This window comes from Streptomyces sp. NBC_00212, from assembly GCF_045206365.1.
Classification (GTDB): domain Bacteria; phylum Actinomycetota; class Actinomycetes; order Streptomycetales; family Streptomycetaceae; genus Streptomyces.
In genome coordinates this window covers 7,273,178-7,289,249 of sequence record NZ_CP108115.1, presented here as the reverse complement: position 1 = coordinate 7,289,249, position 16,072 = coordinate 7,273,178, and the positions used below count along the sequence as shown (strand labels likewise).

Annotated in this window: 17 protein-coding genes; 5 read left to right on the top strand and 12 right to left on the bottom strand. The window is 71.6% G+C overall.

All coding sequences use genetic code 11. The features are described from left to right. Nucleotides 1-33 precede the first annotated feature (33 nt). From OHA17_RS33250 to OHA17_RS33225, 6 genes are all read right to left on the bottom strand, one after another. Nucleotides 34-1,587 (bottom strand): ABC transporter substrate-binding protein, encoded by a 1,554-nt coding sequence (locus OHA17_RS33250; RefSeq protein ID WP_406510878.1) that lies wholly within the window; start codon nt 1,585-1,587, stop codon nt 34-36. Between the two features lie 161 nt (nt 1,588-1,748). Further along, the gene (locus tag OHA17_RS33245) at nt 1,749-2,510 is read right to left on the bottom strand and encodes an SDR family oxidoreductase (RefSeq protein ID WP_406509553.1); all 762 of its coding nucleotides are present in this window, start codon (nt 2,508-2,510) and stop codon (nt 1,749-1,751) included. Between the two features lie 17 nt (nt 2,511-2,527). Then, complete coding sequence (gene fabG, locus OHA17_RS33240; protein WP_406509552.1) at nt 2,528-3,289, bottom strand: 3-oxoacyl-ACP reductase FabG; 762 nt, start codon at nt 3,287-3,289, stop codon at nt 2,528-2,530. 148 nt (nt 3,290-3,437) lie between these two features. Further along, nucleotides 3,438-3,821, bottom strand: coding sequence for a DUF3037 domain-containing protein (locus tag OHA17_RS33235; protein ID WP_053724272.1), 384 nt, complete (start codon nt 3,819-3,821; stop codon nt 3,438-3,440). After that, nucleotides 3,818-4,681 (bottom strand): HipA family kinase, encoded by an 864-nt coding sequence (locus OHA17_RS33230; RefSeq protein WP_406509551.1) that lies wholly within the window; start codon nt 4,679-4,681, stop codon nt 3,818-3,820. The genes OHA17_RS33235 and OHA17_RS33230 overlap by 4 nt, the downstream gene beginning before the upstream one ends. Nucleotides 4,682-4,770: 89 nt before the next feature. Continuing rightward, nucleotides 4,771-5,145, bottom strand: coding sequence for a VOC family protein (locus tag OHA17_RS33225; RefSeq protein WP_398881731.1), 375 nt, complete (start codon nt 5,143-5,145; stop codon nt 4,771-4,773). A gap of 739 nt (nt 5,146-5,884) precedes the next feature. Here OHA17_RS33225 and OHA17_RS33220 point away from each other — a divergent pair. After that, on the top strand, nt 5,885-7,189 hold the full coding sequence (locus tag OHA17_RS33220; protein WP_406509550.1) for a sensor histidine kinase: 1,305 nt from the start codon (nt 5,885-5,887) through the stop codon (nt 7,187-7,189). A 129-nt stretch (nt 7,190-7,318) separates the two neighbouring features. Then, nucleotides 7,319-7,780: a Rieske (2Fe-2S) protein gene (locus tag OHA17_RS33215; RefSeq protein WP_406509549.1), complete on the top strand. Its 462-nt coding sequence runs from the start codon at nt 7,319-7,321 to the stop codon at nt 7,778-7,780. Here OHA17_RS33215 and OHA17_RS33210 read toward each other — a convergent pair. Further along, on the bottom strand, nt 7,767-8,417 hold the full coding sequence (locus OHA17_RS33210) for a cysteine hydrolase (protein ID WP_406509548.1): 651 nt from the start codon (nt 8,415-8,417) through the stop codon (nt 7,767-7,769). The two genes, OHA17_RS33215 and OHA17_RS33210, sit on opposite strands and share 14 nt — an antisense overlap. 103 nt (nt 8,418-8,520) lie before the next feature. Here OHA17_RS33210 and OHA17_RS33205 point away from each other — a divergent pair, with 103 nt between their 5' ends. Further along, entirely contained in the window at nt 8,521-8,997 is a 477-nt protein-coding gene (locus OHA17_RS33205; RefSeq protein ID WP_406509547.1) for a pyridoxamine 5'-phosphate oxidase family protein, read from the top strand. Between the two features lie 9 nt (nt 8,998-9,006). On the opposite strand, the gene OHA17_RS33200 is transcribed toward OHA17_RS33205, so the two are convergent. Beyond that, entirely contained in the window at nt 9,007-9,909 is a 903-nt protein-coding gene (locus OHA17_RS33200) for a LysR family transcriptional regulator (protein WP_406509546.1), read from the bottom strand. Between the two features lie 74 nt (nt 9,910-9,983). Between OHA17_RS33200 and OHA17_RS33195 the strand changes: the two genes are divergently transcribed. After that, nucleotides 9,984-10,934: a DMT family transporter gene (locus OHA17_RS33195; protein WP_406509545.1), complete on the top strand. Its 951-nt coding sequence runs from the start codon at nt 9,984-9,986 to the stop codon at nt 10,932-10,934. A 225-nt stretch (nt 10,935-11,159) separates the two neighbouring features. Here the strand turns inward: OHA17_RS33195 and OHA17_RS33190 are convergent, their stop codons facing one another. After that, nucleotides 11,160-12,500, bottom strand: coding sequence for an aminotransferase class I/II-fold pyridoxal phosphate-dependent enzyme (locus OHA17_RS33190; protein ID WP_406509544.1), 1,341 nt, complete (start codon nt 12,498-12,500; stop codon nt 11,160-11,162). Nucleotides 12,501-12,535: 35 nt separating this feature from the next. Between OHA17_RS33190 and OHA17_RS33185 the strand changes: the two genes are divergently transcribed. After that, the gene (locus OHA17_RS33185; protein WP_406509543.1) at nt 12,536-13,207 is read left to right on the top strand and encodes a pyridoxamine 5'-phosphate oxidase family protein; all 672 of its coding nucleotides are present in this window, start codon (nt 12,536-12,538) and stop codon (nt 13,205-13,207) included. 58 nt (nt 13,208-13,265) lie between these two features. Here OHA17_RS33185 and OHA17_RS33180 read toward each other — a convergent pair whose 3' ends face one another. The 3 genes from OHA17_RS33180 to OHA17_RS33170 form a co-directional block, all read right to left on the bottom strand. Then, nucleotides 13,266-14,216, bottom strand: a complete 951-nt coding sequence (locus OHA17_RS33180; protein ID WP_406510877.1) for a DMT family transporter — start codon at nt 14,214-14,216, stop codon at nt 13,266-13,268. Nucleotides 14,217-14,404: 188 nt separating this feature from the next. Next, nucleotides 14,405-15,388: an EamA family transporter gene (locus tag OHA17_RS33175; RefSeq protein WP_406509542.1), complete on the bottom strand. Its 984-nt coding sequence runs from the start codon at nt 15,386-15,388 to the stop codon at nt 14,405-14,407. Between the two features lie 127 nt (nt 15,389-15,515). Further along, nucleotides 15,516-16,070 (bottom strand): Clp protease N-terminal domain-containing protein, encoded by a 555-nt coding sequence (locus OHA17_RS33170; RefSeq protein WP_406509541.1) that lies wholly within the window; start codon nt 16,068-16,070, stop codon nt 15,516-15,518. Between the last annotated feature and the right edge of the window lie 2 nt (nt 16,071-16,072).

The following is a 16,072-nucleotide window of genomic DNA, read 5'->3' as shown; positions in this document are numbered from 1 at the left end:
CGGAGCCACTGACAACGCCGTCCGCGCCCGCCCCTACCAGCTGGTCTTGCGGTACAGCTCCCACATCTGCATGACGGTCTGCGGGTCCATGGCGCGCTCGCCGCCCGCGATGTCGTCGCTCGCCGCGATGTAGAGCTTGCCCTGCCACAGGGGCAGCAGCCGTACGTCGTCGACGAGGATGTCCTGGGCGCGCTCGAACTGCTTGCTCACCGCGCCCCGGTCGGAGATCTCGCGGGACTGCGGGATCAGCTGCGTGGTGATCTCGCGCGGATCGTAGGGCGTGCCGACCGCGTTCTCCTTGCCGACGAACGGCGCGATGAAGTTGTCCGGGTCGGGGAAGTCGGGGAACCAGCCGCGCCCGAAGACGGGGAAGTCGCCCGCCTGGAAGCCCTCGGTGTACGTCTTCCAGGGCCGGCTGTTGAGCGTGATGTCGAAGAGGCCCGAGGAGTCGAGCTGCCGCTTGAGCTCCTGGAACTCCGCCACCATGGAGGAGCCGTAGCGGTCGGTGGTGTACCAGAAGGTGAGCGGGACCGGGGTGGTGATGCCGGCCTTGCGCAGGATGTCCCTCGCCTTGGGGACGCTGGGCGAGCCGAAGGCGTCGAAGAAGCTGGTGGTGTGCCCGTTCACGCCGGTCGGGACCATGGAGTACAGCGGTTCGGCGGTGCCCTTGTAGACCTTGGCGACCAGGGCGTCGCGGTCGACGAGCTGGGCGACCGCGCGGCGTACCGCCGGGTTCGCGGCCTCTGGGTCCTTGGGGTTGAAGACGAGGAAGCGGATCTCGGTGCCGGTGTTCTCGACGAGTTCGAGCGGCTTGCCGGCGGCCTTCTCGTTGCGTACGTCCTCGACCTCGTCGGCGGTGATGCCGCGGTAGGTGACGTCGATCTGCTTGTCCTTGAGGGCGTCGACCATGGTCTTGGAGTCGCGGAAGTAGCGGATGGTGACGCCGTCGTTCTTGCGCTGTGCGAAGCCCTGGTAGCTGTCGTTCTTCTTCAGGACCGCGCGGTCGCCCGCCTTGTACGAGTCGAGCGTGTACGGGCCCGAGCCGGTGAGCCCGCCGTCGTCGCGGAGCTTGTCGGCCGGGTACGCCTTGGGGTCCACGATCGACATGGCGGGCGCGCCGAGCACGTAGGGGAAGGTCGCGTCGGGCTTGTTGAGGTGGAAGGTGACGGTCAGGTCGTTGTCGACGGTGACGTTGTCGAGGCTGGTGAGCAGCCCCTTCGGGCCCGCCTTCACATTGATCTTCACGATCCGGTCGATGGAGTACTTGACGGCGTTCGCGTCGAGCTTCGTTCCGTCGGAGAAGGTCATTCCCTTGCGCAATGTGCAGGTGAACGTGCGGCTCGACTTGTCCTGGAACTGGCAGGACTGCGCGGCGTCGGGCTGCGGCGCGCTGCTGCCGGTCGGGAAGGCCACCAGAGTCTGGAAGACATTCCGGTACAACTCCCACGATCCGTCCCAGGAGGCGGCCGGGTCGAGCGTGCTCGGTTCGCTTGTCGTCCCCACTGTTATCTCCTGCTGCGCCTGCGAACCGCCCCCCGAGAGCAGTCCGCAGCCGCCGAGCAGGGATATGGACGCAAGGGCCGCCATGGTGCGCCGGCAGATGGTCCGTTTGAACACGTGCACGCTCCTCGATCGGCCATGGGTCGGCAGACCATACCGCAGTGCCCCGCTGGGTCGACCGACCGTCTCAGCAGGGCACGTTGGAATATTCAGGAGCAAATCCGCTCAGTTTTCGCGGACCTCTAGCGTCAGTGGACTCCGGCGTTCAGGAACAGCCCGCCGTCGACGACCAGCGTCTGTCCGGTGACCCAGTCCGACTGCTCGGAGGTGAGGAAGGCGGCCGCGCCGCCGATGTCGGCGGGCACGCCGAGCCGGCCCAGCGGGTAGGCCGCGGCGGCCTCCGCCTCGCGGCCCTCGTAGAGCGCCTGGGCGAACTTGGTCTTGATCACGGCCGGGGCGATCGCGTTGACCCGGACCACCGGCGCGAACTCGTGCGCCAGCTGGAGGGTCAGGTTGACCATGGCCGCCTTGCTCATGCCGTACGCGCCGATGAAGGGCGAGGCGGAGACGCCGGCGATGGAGGCGATGTTGACGATCGCGCCGCCGTTGTCCTTCTGCCAGGCCTTCCAGGTCTGCTGGGCGAAGCCGAGCGCGGAGATCACGTTCGTCTCGTACACCTTGCGCGCGACGTTCAGGTCGAGCTCGGCGATCGGGCCGAACACCGGGTTCGTGCCGGCGTTGTTGACCAGGAAGTCGACCCGGCCGAAGGCCTCCATGGTGCGCTCGACGACGGTGGCCTGGTGGGCCTCGTCGGCGGCCTTGCCCGCGACGGCGATGACCCGGTCGGAGCCGAGCCGCTCGACGGCCTCCTTGAGGGCGTCCTCGCCGCGTCCGGTGATGCACACCCGGTCGCCGCGGGCGACGAGCGCCTCGGCGATGCCGTAGCCGATGCCGCGGCTGGCTCCGGTGACCAGGGCCACCTTGCCCGACAGTTCAGGAAGTTCAGTCATGTCCCTTGCCCCTGGCCTTAGTTGAGCGGTCCGCCGGCCACGTACATGACCTGGCCGGAGACGAAGCCGGCGGCGTCGCCCGAGAAGAAGGCGATCGCGTTGGCGATGTCCTCGGGGAAGCCGACGCGCTGGACGGGGATCTGGGTGGCGGCCGCGGCCTGGAACTCCTCGAAGCCCATGCCGACCCGGGCGGCGGTCTGCGCGGTCATCTCGGTGACGATGAAGCCGGGGGCGACCGCGTTGGCGGTGATGCCGAACTTGCCGAGCTCCTTGGCGAGGGTCTTGGTGAAGCCCTGCAGGCCGGCCTTGACGGCGGAGTAGTTGGCCTGGCCGCGGTTGCCGAGCGCGGAGGACGAGGAGAGCGAGACGATGCGGCCCCACTTGGCGTCCACCATGTGCTTCTGACAGGCCTTGGCCATCAGGAACGCGCCCTTGAGGTGCACGTTCATCACGGTGTCCCAGTCCGACTCGCTCATCTTGAAGAGGAGGTTGTCGCGCAGCACGCCCGCGTTGTTGACGAGGATGGTCGGCGCACCGAGCTCGGCCGCCACGCGCTCGACGGCCGCCTCCACCTGGGCGCTGTCCGACACGTCGCAGCCGACGGCGACGGCCCGGCCACCCGCCGCGGTGATCTTGTCGACGGTGTCCTTGCAGGCCGCCTCGTCGAGGTCGAGTACGGCGACGGCCCGGCCCTCGGCCGCAAGCCGGACGGCGGTCGCGGCGCCAATGCCCCGCGCCGCCCCGGTCACGATGGCGACACGCTGCTCGGTGGTGGACATGCTGTTCTCCTCGCCCTGGGATCCGCGGCCCTCAGTCACTGAGCAACCGCTTAGTAGCTTCAGCAGTCGAGACGCTAGAAGCCCTGGCACCCGGTGTCAACGGCCCACGGATCCCCCGGCGCATGTCACACCCCCGCAGGGGCGGAAATCAGCGCACGAGGAGGTCGAGCAGCCGCTCGGCCTCGGCCGCCGGATCGGCGGTCAGGCCGGTGTGCACCGGGCCCGGCTGGACGACCGTGGAGCGTGGCGCGATCAGCCACCGGAAGCGGCGGCCGGCGTCGTCGCCCGCTGCCTGTCCGGCTCCCTCGCCGCCGCCGCAGACGCCTTCGACGGCGCGCAGCGCGGCCCGCACGCCCACGACGTCCGCGGCCGGGTCGAGCGCCTTCAGCTTCGCCTCGTCCAGATGGGTGCGGGCCGCGACGAAGGAGTGGGCGCGGCAATAGACCAGCACGCCAGCGTTGAAACATTCACCGCGCTCGACGCGTGGCACCACGCGCAGCAGCGCGTACTCGAAGACATCGCGCTTGCTCAACGGTCGGCATCCTTCTCGCGGCTCTTGCTGTTCTTGGTGGGGTGCGGCCAGGGCTTGGCGTGCTCGGTCAGCCAGCCCGGGGGTTGCGGCGCCTTTGTCTTCACCGGCGCGTCAAACGTGATCCGCTCGTGAATATCGGCGGCCCGGGCGAGCAGCGGCTCGACATAGGCGCGGCGCAGCGCGTCGGTGGTGTCGAACCCGGGCTCGTCGACCAGCCACTCGCAGGGCACCAGGGCCGCGACCTCGGTCAGGAGCTCCTCTGTGACCAGCGGCGCCAGCTCGGCGGCAGCGACGGCGATGTCGGGGCCGAACGGCGCGAGCGCGTGATCGGAGGCGTTGTACGGCTTGGCCGCCGACGCCGCGGCGCCGGGCCAGTTGTGGTGCCAGATCATCGTGGCCCCGTGGTCGATGAGCCACAGGTCGCCGTGCCAGACCAGCATGTTGGGGTTGCGCCACGACCGGTCGACGTTGTTGATCAGCGCGTCGAACCAGACGACCTTGCCGGCCTCCACCGCGTCCACCTGGTAGGCGAGCGGGTCGAAGCCGAGCGAGCCGGGCAGGTAGTCCATCCCGAGGTTGAGGCCGCCGCTCGCCTTGAGCAGCTCCTGCACCTCCTGGTCGGGCTCGGACAGGCCGATGACCGGGTCGAGCTGGATGGTGACCAGTTCCGGGACGCGCAGCCCGAGCCGCCGGCCGAGCTCGCCGCAGATGACCTCCGCGACGAGCGTCTTGCGGCCCTGGCCGGCCCCGGTGAACTTCATGACGTACGTTCCGAGATCGTCGGCCTCGACGATGCCCGGAAGCGACCCGCCCTCACGCAACGGCGTGACGTACCGGGTCGCGACGACCTCATTCAACATTTTCCCGGGCCATCCATCTCTTCGGCGTTCTCTTTGGCGTTGCAATCAACGGCATGCATGGGGGGTAGTTACTGCGAGGCCCCGTGGACTCAGTGGAGGCAGAGGCAGAACGGATGGCCGGCCGGGTCCGCGTAGACCCGCCAGTTGGCCTCCGGGCGAACCTGGTCCGTCCGCTCAAGGACGGTCGCGCCGAGGGCGAGCGCCCGCTTCTCCTCCCCTTCCAGGTCGTCCACGTCGAAGTCCAGGTGGATCTGCTGCGGGTGCTGCTGGCTGGGCCATTCGGGCGGCCGGTATCCGTCCACCCGCTGGCAGGCCAGCGGCGTTCCCTCGAACCCGTGCACCTCGACCCAGTCGGAATCCTCCGAGTCCGCGACCACCCGGCCGCCGAGCAGATCCGCGTAGAACTCCGCGAGCCGTACCGGATCGGCACAGTCAAGCGCGACCGCCTGCAGCTTTCGAATCACTTCCGACACCCCTCGTCCCTGGACGGTTTCAGCGACTCCCCCGTACGAGAGGGGTCGCACCCGAGCAACCGTACGCGGTTCCTCGGCCGGGCCGCGGCGGGGTGACCGGCGAGTGGCGCCGGTCGGTGCTGCGACTGGAGCGGGCGGCACGCTCGATCAGAGGAGGCTGCCGGAATGGAGCGTCCGTCTCGCAACTCCCGGCTCAACAGCCGTCAGCCATAAGAAAGTTCGGCCATCGCGGCCATTACGACAACAGTCACTGGCCCACCCCGGCCCACACCAATTCCGGCGAATCAGCTCTGTTTGGCAAATCTCAGCCGGAGCAGGGAAGATCATTAAGTAGAGGTGCAGACCATTAAGGAATCGTTAGGGTAACGCGTCCGTAGTGTCGTGAATGCGGTGATGCCTGGAGACCCGGCCGCCGACGCGCTGTGGGAATCATCACGCGCAGCGGAACCTGAATGACTCGTTCGTTCGCCGGTGTGTCCCAAGTGACCACATTGATCGCAGATCCGACCCAGGCCCCCGGTGGGCGCATCCCGCGCACGCACACTCCCGGCACCGGAATTCCGGCCGCGGCCTGCGGCTCCAGGCACCCGCGCGCGGGACGGGTGTCACCTCCCGCAAGAGGTAGGCCTAGGCCTAGGCCTACTGGCCTTCCCCTGCGCGACGCCCAAGATGATCAACGTAAGACAACGGGGGTGATCCTCCCGGGCCGAGCAACATGGAGACGACTGACATGACGGATGGTTCGACCGGTTCCCCGCACGGAGTGCGGCAGGGACGCTCGTGGTTCACGGCGGGCTGGGTGGCGATGGGCCGCGGGCTCGCCATGTTCGGCCTGGGGCTGCTTGCCGTGTTCCTCGCCTGGTTCGCGCTCACCGCGATGTCCCTGGTGCTCATAGGCGTCGGCCTGTTCCTGGTCCCGCCCATGGTCGCGGCGGTGCGCTGGTCGGCGCAGGCGCAGCGCCGGATGACCGCCGCGAGCGGGGTGGAGATCGCCTCCCCCTACCGGGCCGCTCCCCCGGCGCGGAGCGGCTGGCCGGGCGCCTGGCGCAGGTGCGAGGCGCTCTTCACCGACAGCGCCACCTGGCGTGACCTGCTGTGGGCGCAGGTCGCCATCACCGTCGGCGGACTGCTCGCGATCATCCCCTTCGGCATGCTCGCGCACGGCGTCTTCGGTCTGCTGCTGCCGCTGATCTGGGAGCCTGTGGTCACCGCCTGGGACGGCAGTTGGTACATGTTCATCCCGCTCAACGACCACGACGACGCCGTCATGGCCGCCGTGCTCGGCTTCGTCGAGATCCCCGTCGGCCTCTTCATCGCACCGTACGTACTGCACCTGCACGCCCGTCTGACGCACTCGGTGCTCGCCCCCACCGAGCGGTCCCGCATGTCGCACCGCGTCCAGCACCTGGCCCGGACCCGCACCGACGTGGTGGACTCCTCCGCCGCCGAGATCCGCCGCATCGAGCGCGACCTGCACGACGGCGCGCAGGCACGCCTGCTCGCCATGGGCATGAAGATCGGCGCCGCGGAGTCGCTCCTCGACCAGAACCCCGAGGCCGCCCGCGCCCTGCTGGCCGAGACCCGGGACGCCTCGGTGCAGGCGCTGGAGGAACTGCGCAATCTGGTCCGCGGCATCCACCCGCCCGTGCTCGCCGACCGGGGCCTGGTCGACGCCGTACGCTCCCTCGCCCTGGAGAGCCACCTCCAGGTCCACGTCACCGCGAACCTGCCGGCCCGGCCGGAGCCCGCCGTGGAATCCGCCGGCTACTTCGCCGTCTGCGAGCTGCTGGCCAACGCGACCAAGCACTCCGGCGCCCGCCGCGTCCTGATCGACCTTCAGCACCGCGCCGGCGCCCTCTTCATCACCGTCACGGACGACGGCCACGGCGGCGCGGGCGCCGAGGCGGGCAGTGGCCTGCTCGGCATCGAACGCCGCATCGGCGCCTTCGACGGCACCCTGGGCATCAGCAGCCCCCCGGGCGGCCCGACGACGGTCACCCTCCAGGTCCCCTGCAAGCTGACGACGGGGGTCTGACCACCCAGCCCCGACCACCCAGCCCCGACCGCCCGGTTCCTGAGAACCGGGCGGATCGCTGAACGCCCCGGGCGCCACTCCCGTACACCCTCACGCAGCTACGCGTCGTACGTCGAGAGGACAGTCAGCATGAGCACCGAATCGCAGTCCGTACCCGTGCAGGTACCGGCGCGCCGCACCGTCATCGCGTGTGTCGGCGCTGCCGGGCTCGCCGCCGCGCTCACCGCTTGCGGGGGCGGCTCGGACAACGCGGGCGGGTCCGACGGCGCCAAGCCCGCCGGGAACGGCGGCGGCAAGGACGCCGGGGGCGTGCTCGGCAAGACGTCGGACATCCCGCAGGGTGGCGGAAAGATCTTCGCCGCGCAGGGCGTCGTGGTCACCCAGCCGACCGCGGGGCAGTTCAAGGCGTTCTCGGCGAAGTGCACGCATCAGGGCTGCGCCGTGTCGTCGGTGTCGGGCGGGACCATCAACTGCCCTTGCCACGGCAGCAAGTTCGATGTCGCGGACGGCAGCGTCAAGGGCGGCCCCGCGCCGTCCCCGCTGCCCGCCGCCGCGATCTCCGTCGAGGGGGGTTCGATCAAGCTCGCGTGACCCGGCGGGTCACCTTGAGGCAGCCCAGGATGTCGTCGGTGGCGGCCACCGTGGCGACCAGCGCGAGGGTGTTGCGGATCATCGCGGGGGTGTAGTCGGCCGGCACCCCCGCGATCGCGTCGGCCGCGACCACCACCGTGTAGCCGAGGTTGACCGCGTCGAAGACCGCGTTGGGGATCGCCACGTTCGCCGAGACGCCGGTGACGATCAGGGTGCGGCAGCCGAGGTTGCGAAGGAGCGGGTCCACGTCCGTGCCGGCCACGGGCGAGAGGCCGTGCAGTCGGCGTACGACGATGTCCTCGTCGGCCACCTCGATGGGCTCGGCGATCCGCACCGCCCGCGAGCCCGAGTACTGCTGCACGGGCAGCCGCTCAGCGGCCCGGAACAGGCGCGCGTTGCGGCTGGCCCCGCGCCCGTCGGGGCGGCGCTCCGCGACCGCGTGCAGCACCTGGATGCCCGCCTCGTGCGCGCCGGCCACCAGCCGGGCCACGTTGTGCAGGGCCCCCGACCCCCTAGCCACCTTGGCGAGTTCGGGCAGTGCGCTGTCCGCGCCCACCACGCCCTGCTGGCATTCGACGGTCAGCAGGACCGTGGAGGCGGGGTCGAGCTGTTCCGCGAGGAGTTCCTTCGTCGCCATGGCGCGGGAGGCTAACCGCCATTGCGTTACGAGGGAAGAGCGAGCCATCATTTCTGACACATCGTCAGAATGCTTGCACGCACTCGTGGAAGGGATGGCGCAGATGACCGCCACGCAGCGCCGGGGCCGCCGGATCATGATGACCGACGAGGATCGCGACGCCTTCCTCGGCGAGCAGCGCACCTGCCGGGTCGCCACCGTCTCGGCCGACGGAAGGCCGCACGTCGCCCCGCTCTGGTACGTCTGGCACGGCGGCTCGCTCTGGCTGTACTCGATCACCCGCAGCCGCCGCTGGACCCAGCTCGGCAAGGACCCGCGCGTCGCGGTGGTGGTGGACGACGGCACGGAGTACGGGGAGCTGCGCGGGGTGGAGCTCAGCGGCAGCGTCGTCCCGGTCGGTGAGGCTCCGCGCACCGGGGAGCCGTGTCCCGAACTCCTCGATGTGGAGCGGGAGTTCGCGGCGAAGAACTTCGGTCTGGACGAGATGTTCCACGACGGGCGGCACGCGTGGCTGCGGCTGACGCCGGACACCGTGGTGTCGTGGGACTTCCGCAAGCTGGGCGGCGACTTCGGGCGGTAGCGAGGCCCCCTAGGCCAGCCGCTCCCCCGCCGCCGCCAGCGCGTCGACCGCCGCCCGGATCGAGGGCCTGCGGTCGGCATCGGCGCGCCACACCGCGTACACATGGCGGCTCATCGCGTCGCGCACCGGGACCACCCGCACCCCGTCGGGGATCGGGCCGCGGCCGAGGCGCGGAGCGATGCTGACCCCCAACCCTGCTTCCACCAGGGCGAGTTGGGTGGCGTGCTCGCGGGCCACATGGGCGATCCTCGGCTCGATCCCCTTGCCGCGCAGGGTGAACATCAGCCACTCGTTGCAGAACTCGCCCTCGGGCCAGGTGATCCACTCGTCGTCGGCGAACTCCTCCAGGTCCACCACATCCCGGCCGGCCAGCGGGTGCCCGGCGGACAGGGCGACGTCCGCGAGGTCGTCGAGGACCGCCCGCTTGGCGAGCCCGTCGGGCAGCGGCAGCGGCTTGTTGTACCAGTCGAGTACGAGCGCGAGGTCGAGGTCGCCGAGCAGCACGCCCCGCACCGACTCGTCGGCCTCCAGCTCGTCGGAGCGGACGGCGAGCTGCGGGTGCTCGGCGCGCAGCGAGGCGAGCGCCGCGGGGAAGAGCCCCCGGGCGGCGGTGGCGAAGCCCGCGATCCTGAGCTCACCGACGACTCGGCCGCGCTGGGCCTCCAACTCGGCCTGGGCGACCTGGACTTGGGACAGGATGCGCGCGGCGTGCTCGGCAAGGAGCTGGCCGGCGTCGGTGAGCCGCACGCCACGCCCGTTCTTGGCGAGCAGCGGCTGGCCGGCCTCCCGCTCCAGCTTGGCCAGCTGCTGGGAGACGGCGGAGGTGGTCACGTGCAGGGTGTCGGCCGCGCCGCCCACCGAGCCGTGCCGGGCCACCGCGTCGAGGATGCGCAGGCGCTCCAGATTCAACATGTAAGCGATACTAACTTATCCCGCGCATGATTTCTCGCTTGTGCTACGTAGTTCTGGGCCGCATTCTGGTCGTCATGAGCACCAGCGCCCCGTCCCGGGCCACCTCCTCCCCACCGATCCCGACGACCACCCTGCGCCGCCCCGCCCTGGACTGGCGCATCCGGTTCGCGGCGCTCTCGCTGATCTGGGGCTTCAGTTTTCTGCTGATCAAGGTCGGCACGGACGGCTACGCCCCGTTCCAGGTGACCTTCGGACGACTGCTCTTCGGCACGCTGGTGCTCGCCGCGGCGATGGCCGTCAAGCGCGAGCGGCTGCCGCGCGGGCGCCGCACCTGGCTGCATCTGACCGTGGCGGCGCTGCTCCTCAACGCCGCGCCGTTCTCGCTCTTCGCCTACTCGGAACTGACGATTCCGTCGACACTGGCCGGCATCTGCAACGCGACCTCGCCTCTGTGGGGCATGGCGCTGTCGTTGGTCGCGCTCTCCGAGGACCGGCCGACCCGCCGCCGGGTCGCGGGTCTCGGCCTCGGCTTCCTCGGGGTGCTCACGGTGCTCGGCGCCTGGCAGGGCTTCCACGGCCTGGACGTCACGGGCACCGCGATGGCGCTGCTGGCCTCGCTCTGCTACCCGATCGGCTGGATCTACGTCCGGCGCACGCTCGCGGGCAGCGGCCACTCCAACCTGTCCCTGATCGGCTCGCAGCTCGGCGTCGCCACCCTCCAACTGGCCCTGGTCACCCCGCTGTTCGCCGGTTTCCCGAGCTCCTTCCCGCTCGTCCCGCTGCTCGCCGTCGCGGCGCTCGGCGCACTCGGCACGGGTCTCGCGGTGCTCGTCCAGTACGGGCTCGTCAACGAGGTGGGCCCGACCACGGCGCAGATGGTCACCTACTTCATCCCGGTGATCGCCACGGCGGCCGGTGTCGCGGTCCTCGGCGAGAGCCTCAGCTGGAACACGCCGGTCGGCGCGGCCATCGTGCTCGCGGGCGCGGCCCTGGCCCAGAGCCGCGCCCGTTCGAAGAAGGCTTAGAGCCTGTGTCTGAACCCCGTCCGGATCAGACCGCGGCGTCTGGTGCGTGCGATCGCAAGGCGGCTGGAAGTCCTTGATGGGGGTACCCCCTGGCCTTTCAGGCCTTGGGGGAGGAGCTACCAGGGCTTTCGGCCAACGCCGCATGGGGGTCCCCCCTGGTCCCTGAGACCTTGGGGGAGTGCGTGCCAGGCGTCGCGGGCCCGGGCGGGGTTCAGACACAGGCTCTCAGTAGGCGTAGCGCGTCCCGGGGCCCGGGCCGATCGCGGAGGCAATCGCGTCCGCGAGCGGCCCGATGTCGTCCTGGGCCAGGCTCGACACGGTGAGGCGCACGCCGGGCGCGGAGGCCATCCGGAAGCGGGCGCCGGGCGCCACCGCCCAGCCCGCGTGCAGCAGCCGGGACACCGCGCCCGTCTCGTCGGGCACCGGCACCCAGACCACGAAGCCACTGCGCCCGCGCGCCTCGACGCCCCGCTCGCGCAGCGCCCGCAACAGGCCCTCGCGCCGTTCGCGGTACGAGCGCGCGACCTTCGCCGGGTCGACGGCGCCCGACGTCCACAGCTCGACGACGGCCCGCTGGAGCAGTCGACTGACCCAGCCGGGCCCGAGCCGCTGGCGCCCGCGCACCCGGTCGAGAGTGACGGCGTCCCCGGTCAGCACGGCGAGCCGCAGATCTGGCCCGTACGCCTTGGCCACGGACCGCACGAAGGCCCAGTGCTCGGTGACCGGGGCGACCGGATGCAGCGGCAGGTCGACCATGCCGTGGCCGTGGTCGTCCTCGATGAGCAGCACCCCGGGGTGCGCGGCCAGCAGTTCGCGCAGGGCCCGGGCGCGGGCCGCGCTCACGGCGGCGCCCGTCGGGTTCTGCGCCCGGCAGGTGATCACGACGGCCTTCGCCCCCGCGGCCAGGGCGCGTTCGAGCCCGTCGGGCAGTGGGCCCTCGTCGTCGAGCGCCATGGGTTCGGGCCGCAGCCCGAGCGCCGGTACGAGGTCGAGCAGCGCGCCCCAGCCGGGATCCTCGATCGCCACGGCGTCGCCGGGGCGCAGGTGCGCGGTGAGCACCCGCTCGATGGCGTCGAGCGAACCCGAGAGCACGCCGACCGGCCCGTCCGGCACGCCTCCTTCGTCGAAGTCGGCGCGGGCCAGGCTCGCGAGTTCCTCGTCCACGGGCTCCTGCCCGTACATGTAGCGCGCGGGCCGTTCGGCATTGCTGCGGGCGACGGCCGCCAGTGCCTCGCCGAGCGGCGGGAGCAGCGCCGCGTCCGGGTTGCCGTCGGCGATGTTGCGCACGCCGTCGGGCACGTCCACGCGGATGAGGTCGCGGGCGGTGCTCGCGGGCCTCGGGCGCACGCGGCTGCCGCGCCGGCCCGCCGTCTCGATCACCCCGCGGTCGCGCAGCAGCCGGTAGGCGGCCGCGACCGTATTGGGATTGACGCCGAGCTCGGTCGCCAACTCCCGCAGCGGAGGCAGCAGTTGGCCCGGTTCGAGCCCTCCGGCACCCACCGCGCGCTCCACGCTCTCGGCAATCTCCGATGCGCGACGCCCCTCGATCCGATATTCTCCTAGCACAAACCAGATTATGCACTAGTGCAATGGAGAACGCAATGTCGGACACCGCGACCGCAGCCCCTTATCAGGCGACCGACCGCACCGTACCGACCCGCTCGCGCGAGCGGGCCTCGTACGACCGCGAGCTGGTGCACGGCATCCTCGACGCGGCGTACGTCTGCCACCTGGGCTTCGTCCGCGACGGCGCGCCCGTCGTGCTGCCGACGCTCTTCGGCCGGGTCGGCGAGCGGCTCTACATACACGGCTCGACCGGTTCCCGCCCGCTGCGCGCGGCGGGCCAGGCCGATCCCGGCCTCCCGGTGTGCCTGACCGTGACCCATGTCGACGGCCTGGTCCTGGCCAAGTCCGCCTTCCACCACTCGATCAACTACCGCTCGGTGGTGGTGCACGGCATCGCCCACGAGGTCACCGACCCCGAGGAAAAGCGCGCCGCGCTCGACGCACTGGTGGACCACGTCGTCCCGGGCCGCTCCCTCGACTCGCGCCCGGCCAACGCGAAGGAGCTGGCCGCGACCGCGGTGATCAGCCTCGACCTGAACGAGGTCTCGGCGAAGCTCCGCACCGGCGGCCCGAACGACGACCCCGAGGACCTCGCGCTCCCCCACTGGTCCGGCGTCCTGCCGCTCGCCCCGGGCTACGGCGCCCCCCTCCCGGCGGACGGTCTGGACCCGGCGCGTCCCGTGCCCGGCTACCTGTCGGCGCTCTGACGCGGCCGCGGGTCACGAAGGGGTGGTGGGCCCCTGTCCGACGGGGGCCCACCACCCGCTACGGCGCCACCGGCGCGCGGCGCGACCTCGCCGCCTGCCTCGTCTCCGCCGCCGCGAGCCCGATCACCGCGAGGAGCAGCAGCGTGGTGCCGGCCGCGGTCGCCGCGGTGATCCGTTCGCCGAGCACCGACACCGCGATCACGGCCGCGCCGACCGGTTCGAGCAGCATGATCACGGACACAGTCGCGGCGCGGACGACCGCGGCCCCGGCGAAGTAGAGCGCGTACGCGAGCGCGGTGGGCACGGCCGCCACGTAGAGGAGCAGGAAGACCACCCGCAGCGGCTCCACGGTGTGCGGAAGCAGGCCCTCCGCGCCCGCGAAGGGGAGCAGGCACAGGGCCGCGACGCCGAAGGCCCAGGCCGTGGTGGCCGACGCGTCGGCGGTGCCTCCGTCGCGGCCGAGCCACCTGGTCAGCAGGGTGATGGCCGCGTACCCGGCGGCCGACACCAGGGCGAGGACGACCCCGGCGGGCCGGACGGTGCCGCCGCCGTTCCCGATCCAGAGGACCGCGAGCCCGGCCAGCGCCCCGGCGACGGCCGCGGCGCCGGCCCAGCCGATCCGCTCGCCCAGGGCGACGCGGGCGCCGAGCGCGATGAGGACCGGGCCCGCGCCGAGGGTCACCACGGTCGCGACCGCGAGCCCGGTGGCCTCGACCGCGGCGAAGTACGCGCTCTGGAAGATCATCAGGCCGATGCCGCTGCCGAGGATGCGCAGCAGCCGGCGGCCGCGCGGTTCAGCCGCCTTGGTGGCGGGGCGGCGGCGCAGCGCCCGCGCGCCGAGCAGGAGGACGAGTCCGCCGGCGCAGCGCCAGAAGGACAGGGCGAGCGGCCCGAGGTCGCTGGCCCCGAAGACCAGGGCGGCGGCGCCGCCCGCGGTGCCCCAGGCGACTCCGGCGAAGGCGAGATAGAGCAGACCGCGCCCGACGGCCAGGGTGGCGGAGGGGCCCATGGCAAGGCCCGTTGAAGAGTTCGACACGTACGTACTCCGAGGAGGAAGACAGCTGGCTGGACGCTGGCGTGGAGTACGCGGGCAGCGACGAGCCGCTCGGGGACTGCCCGAGCCGGGTCTTCGTCAGGAGCGGCCGCCCGCGTTACGCGGCGGGAGGCGGCAGTACGGTCGAATGCATGATCGTCACCTTAGGCGGCGGACCGCCCGGCCGACAACTCCCCTTCGGCGGGCGCGGGACCGCCCGAGGCGACCGGCCCCGAGGCCGCTCTGGGGGCGGCGGACTGGGCGATGAACGCGCCGGTCAGGACCACCGCGCCGCCGATGATCTGCGGCGTCGAGAGGTGCTCGCCGAGCAGGACCCAGGCGAAGACGGTCGCGAGCACCGCCTCCAGGCAGGCGACCACGCCGGCCACCTGCGGGGAGAGCTTGCGCACCGAGATGACGCCGGTGACGTACGCGACGACGGTCGCGATCAGCACGATCCAGCAGAGCAGCAGCACGGCGGGGACCTGGGAGCCGTTCATGTCGGCGCTGCCGCCGAGCACCGACCACTTCATGTCCCAGGGCCGGGCCACGACGGTCAGGACGAGCGCGCCGACAAGCAGGCCGTGGGCGATGACGCCGAGCGGGTCGGCCGCGTCCTCGCCCTCGCCGTTCTGGTCGGACAGGACGAAGTAGCCGACCTGGCAGCAGGCCGCGCCGAGCGCGAGGAGCAGTCCGACCGCGTCGAAGCTCAACCCGGACCAGACCTCGACGACACAGGCGAGCCCGCCGACGGCGAGCACCACACCGAGCGCGGCGGCGCGGCTCACCGGCCTGCGCTGCACGAACCGGACCCAGCCGAGGACGAGCGCGGGCGCCAGATATTCGACGAGGAGGGCGACGCCGACGGGTATGCGCGATATGGAGGCGAAGTAGCAGGCCTGGACGCCGGCGACGGCAAGGAGTCCGAACCCGGCGAGCAGCGCCGGTTTGCGCAGCACCAGGCGGCGGTGGCGCCAGGCCACCGGGAGCATGACGAGCGCGGCCCCGGCCACCCGCAGCCACACCACGTGCAGCGGGTCGAGCCCCGCCTCGATGAGCGGCTTGGCCGCCACACCTGAACCACCGAACGCGAAGGCCGACACCAGGGCGAGTCCCAGGCCGACGCTTCTTCCCTGAGACGCGTGCATCGGCACATCATGGCAGCCCGGGTCAGGACCGTCATCCGCGTGACACCTGTCGAGACGGAGGGGCGGAATTCAGTCGTGCGCAAGGCCTCGAAGCGGCCCGGTTCAGCGGCTTTCAGACCTGAGGCTTTCAGACCTGCGGGGAGGGCTCTGCGGCGCGGTCGGTCAGCTCTTGGCCGGACGGCTCTCCCAGGCGGCCGGTCAGCGCGGCCGCGTCCACTCCCGCGTGCTGGAACACCTGGACGGCCCGGCACTCCGGGTCGGCGGCGAGCGCGGCCAGGAGGTCCCGTCCGGTGACCTGTTCACCGCGGCGCGCGGTGGCCCGGCGCAGCGCGTACTCCATCGCCGTCAGGGCGCTGGGCGACCAGCCGGGCTGGGTCATCAGGGGCACCGCCCCCGAGTCCTCGACGGATCCCTGCCAGCGCAGGCCGTACCCGATGCTGCGCTGCACCAGGTACCCGAGCACACGCGCCACCTGCGGCCCGTCCTCGAACACGGCCCGCACCTCGGGGTCGCTCTCCATCAGCGAGTGCAGCAGGTGCGCGGTGTCCAGCTGCCGGTCCCCGTCGCGCAGCGCACGCCTGCGGGCGCCCGCGACCACCGAGGCCAGCTCCGCGGTGAGTCGGGCTTCGATGTCTGCGGGGGACGGGACCTGGTGAGAGGCCCCTGGGATAGGACTGTGCACCC

Bases quoted from the DNA above. Each gene is read 5' to 3' on its own strand.
- OHA17_RS33185 (WP_406509543.1), top strand. From the start codon at position 12,536: ATGTCGGACACCGCGACCGCAGCCCCTTATCAGGCGACCGACCGCACC.
- OHA17_RS33175 (WP_406509542.1), bottom strand. From the start codon at position 15,388: ATGCACGCGTCTCAGGGAAGAAGCGTCGGCCTGGGACTCGCCCTGGTG.
- OHA17_RS33220 (WP_406509550.1), top strand. From the start codon at position 5,885: ATGACGGATGGTTCGACCGGTTCCCCGCACGGAGTGCGGCAGGGACGC.
- OHA17_RS33230 (WP_406509551.1), bottom strand. From the start codon at position 4,681: ATGTTGAATGAGGTCGTCGCGACCCGGTACGTCACGCCGTTGCGTGAG.
- OHA17_RS33210 (WP_406509548.1), bottom strand. From the start codon at position 8,417: ATGGCGACGAAGGAACTCCTCGCGGAACAGCTCGACCCCGCCTCCACG.
- fabG (WP_406509552.1), bottom strand. From the start codon at position 3,289: ATGTCCACCACCGAGCAGCGTGTCGCCATCGTGACCGGGGCGGCGCGG.
- OHA17_RS33215 (WP_406509549.1), top strand. From the start codon at position 7,319: ATGAGCACCGAATCGCAGTCCGTACCCGTGCAGGTACCGGCGCGCCGC.
- OHA17_RS33245 (WP_406509553.1), bottom strand. From the start codon at position 2,510: ATGACTGAACTTCCTGAACTGTCGGGCAAGGTGGCCCTGGTCACCGGA.
- OHA17_RS33250 (WP_406510878.1), bottom strand. From the start codon at position 1,587: ATGGCGGCCCTTGCGTCCATATCCCTGCTCGGCGGCTGCGGACTGCTC.
- OHA17_RS33200 (WP_406509546.1), bottom strand. From the start codon at position 9,909: ATGTTGAATCTGGAGCGCCTGCGCATCCTCGACGCGGTGGCCCGGCAC.
- OHA17_RS33205 (WP_406509547.1), top strand. From the start codon at position 8,521: ATGACCGCCACGCAGCGCCGGGGCCGCCGGATCATGATGACCGACGAG.
- OHA17_RS33180 (WP_406510877.1), bottom strand. From the start codon at position 14,216: ATGGGCCCCTCCGCCACCCTGGCCGTCGGGCGCGGTCTGCTCTATCTC.
- OHA17_RS33195 (WP_406509545.1), top strand. From the start codon at position 9,984: ATGAGCACCAGCGCCCCGTCCCGGGCCACCTCCTCCCCACCGATCCCG.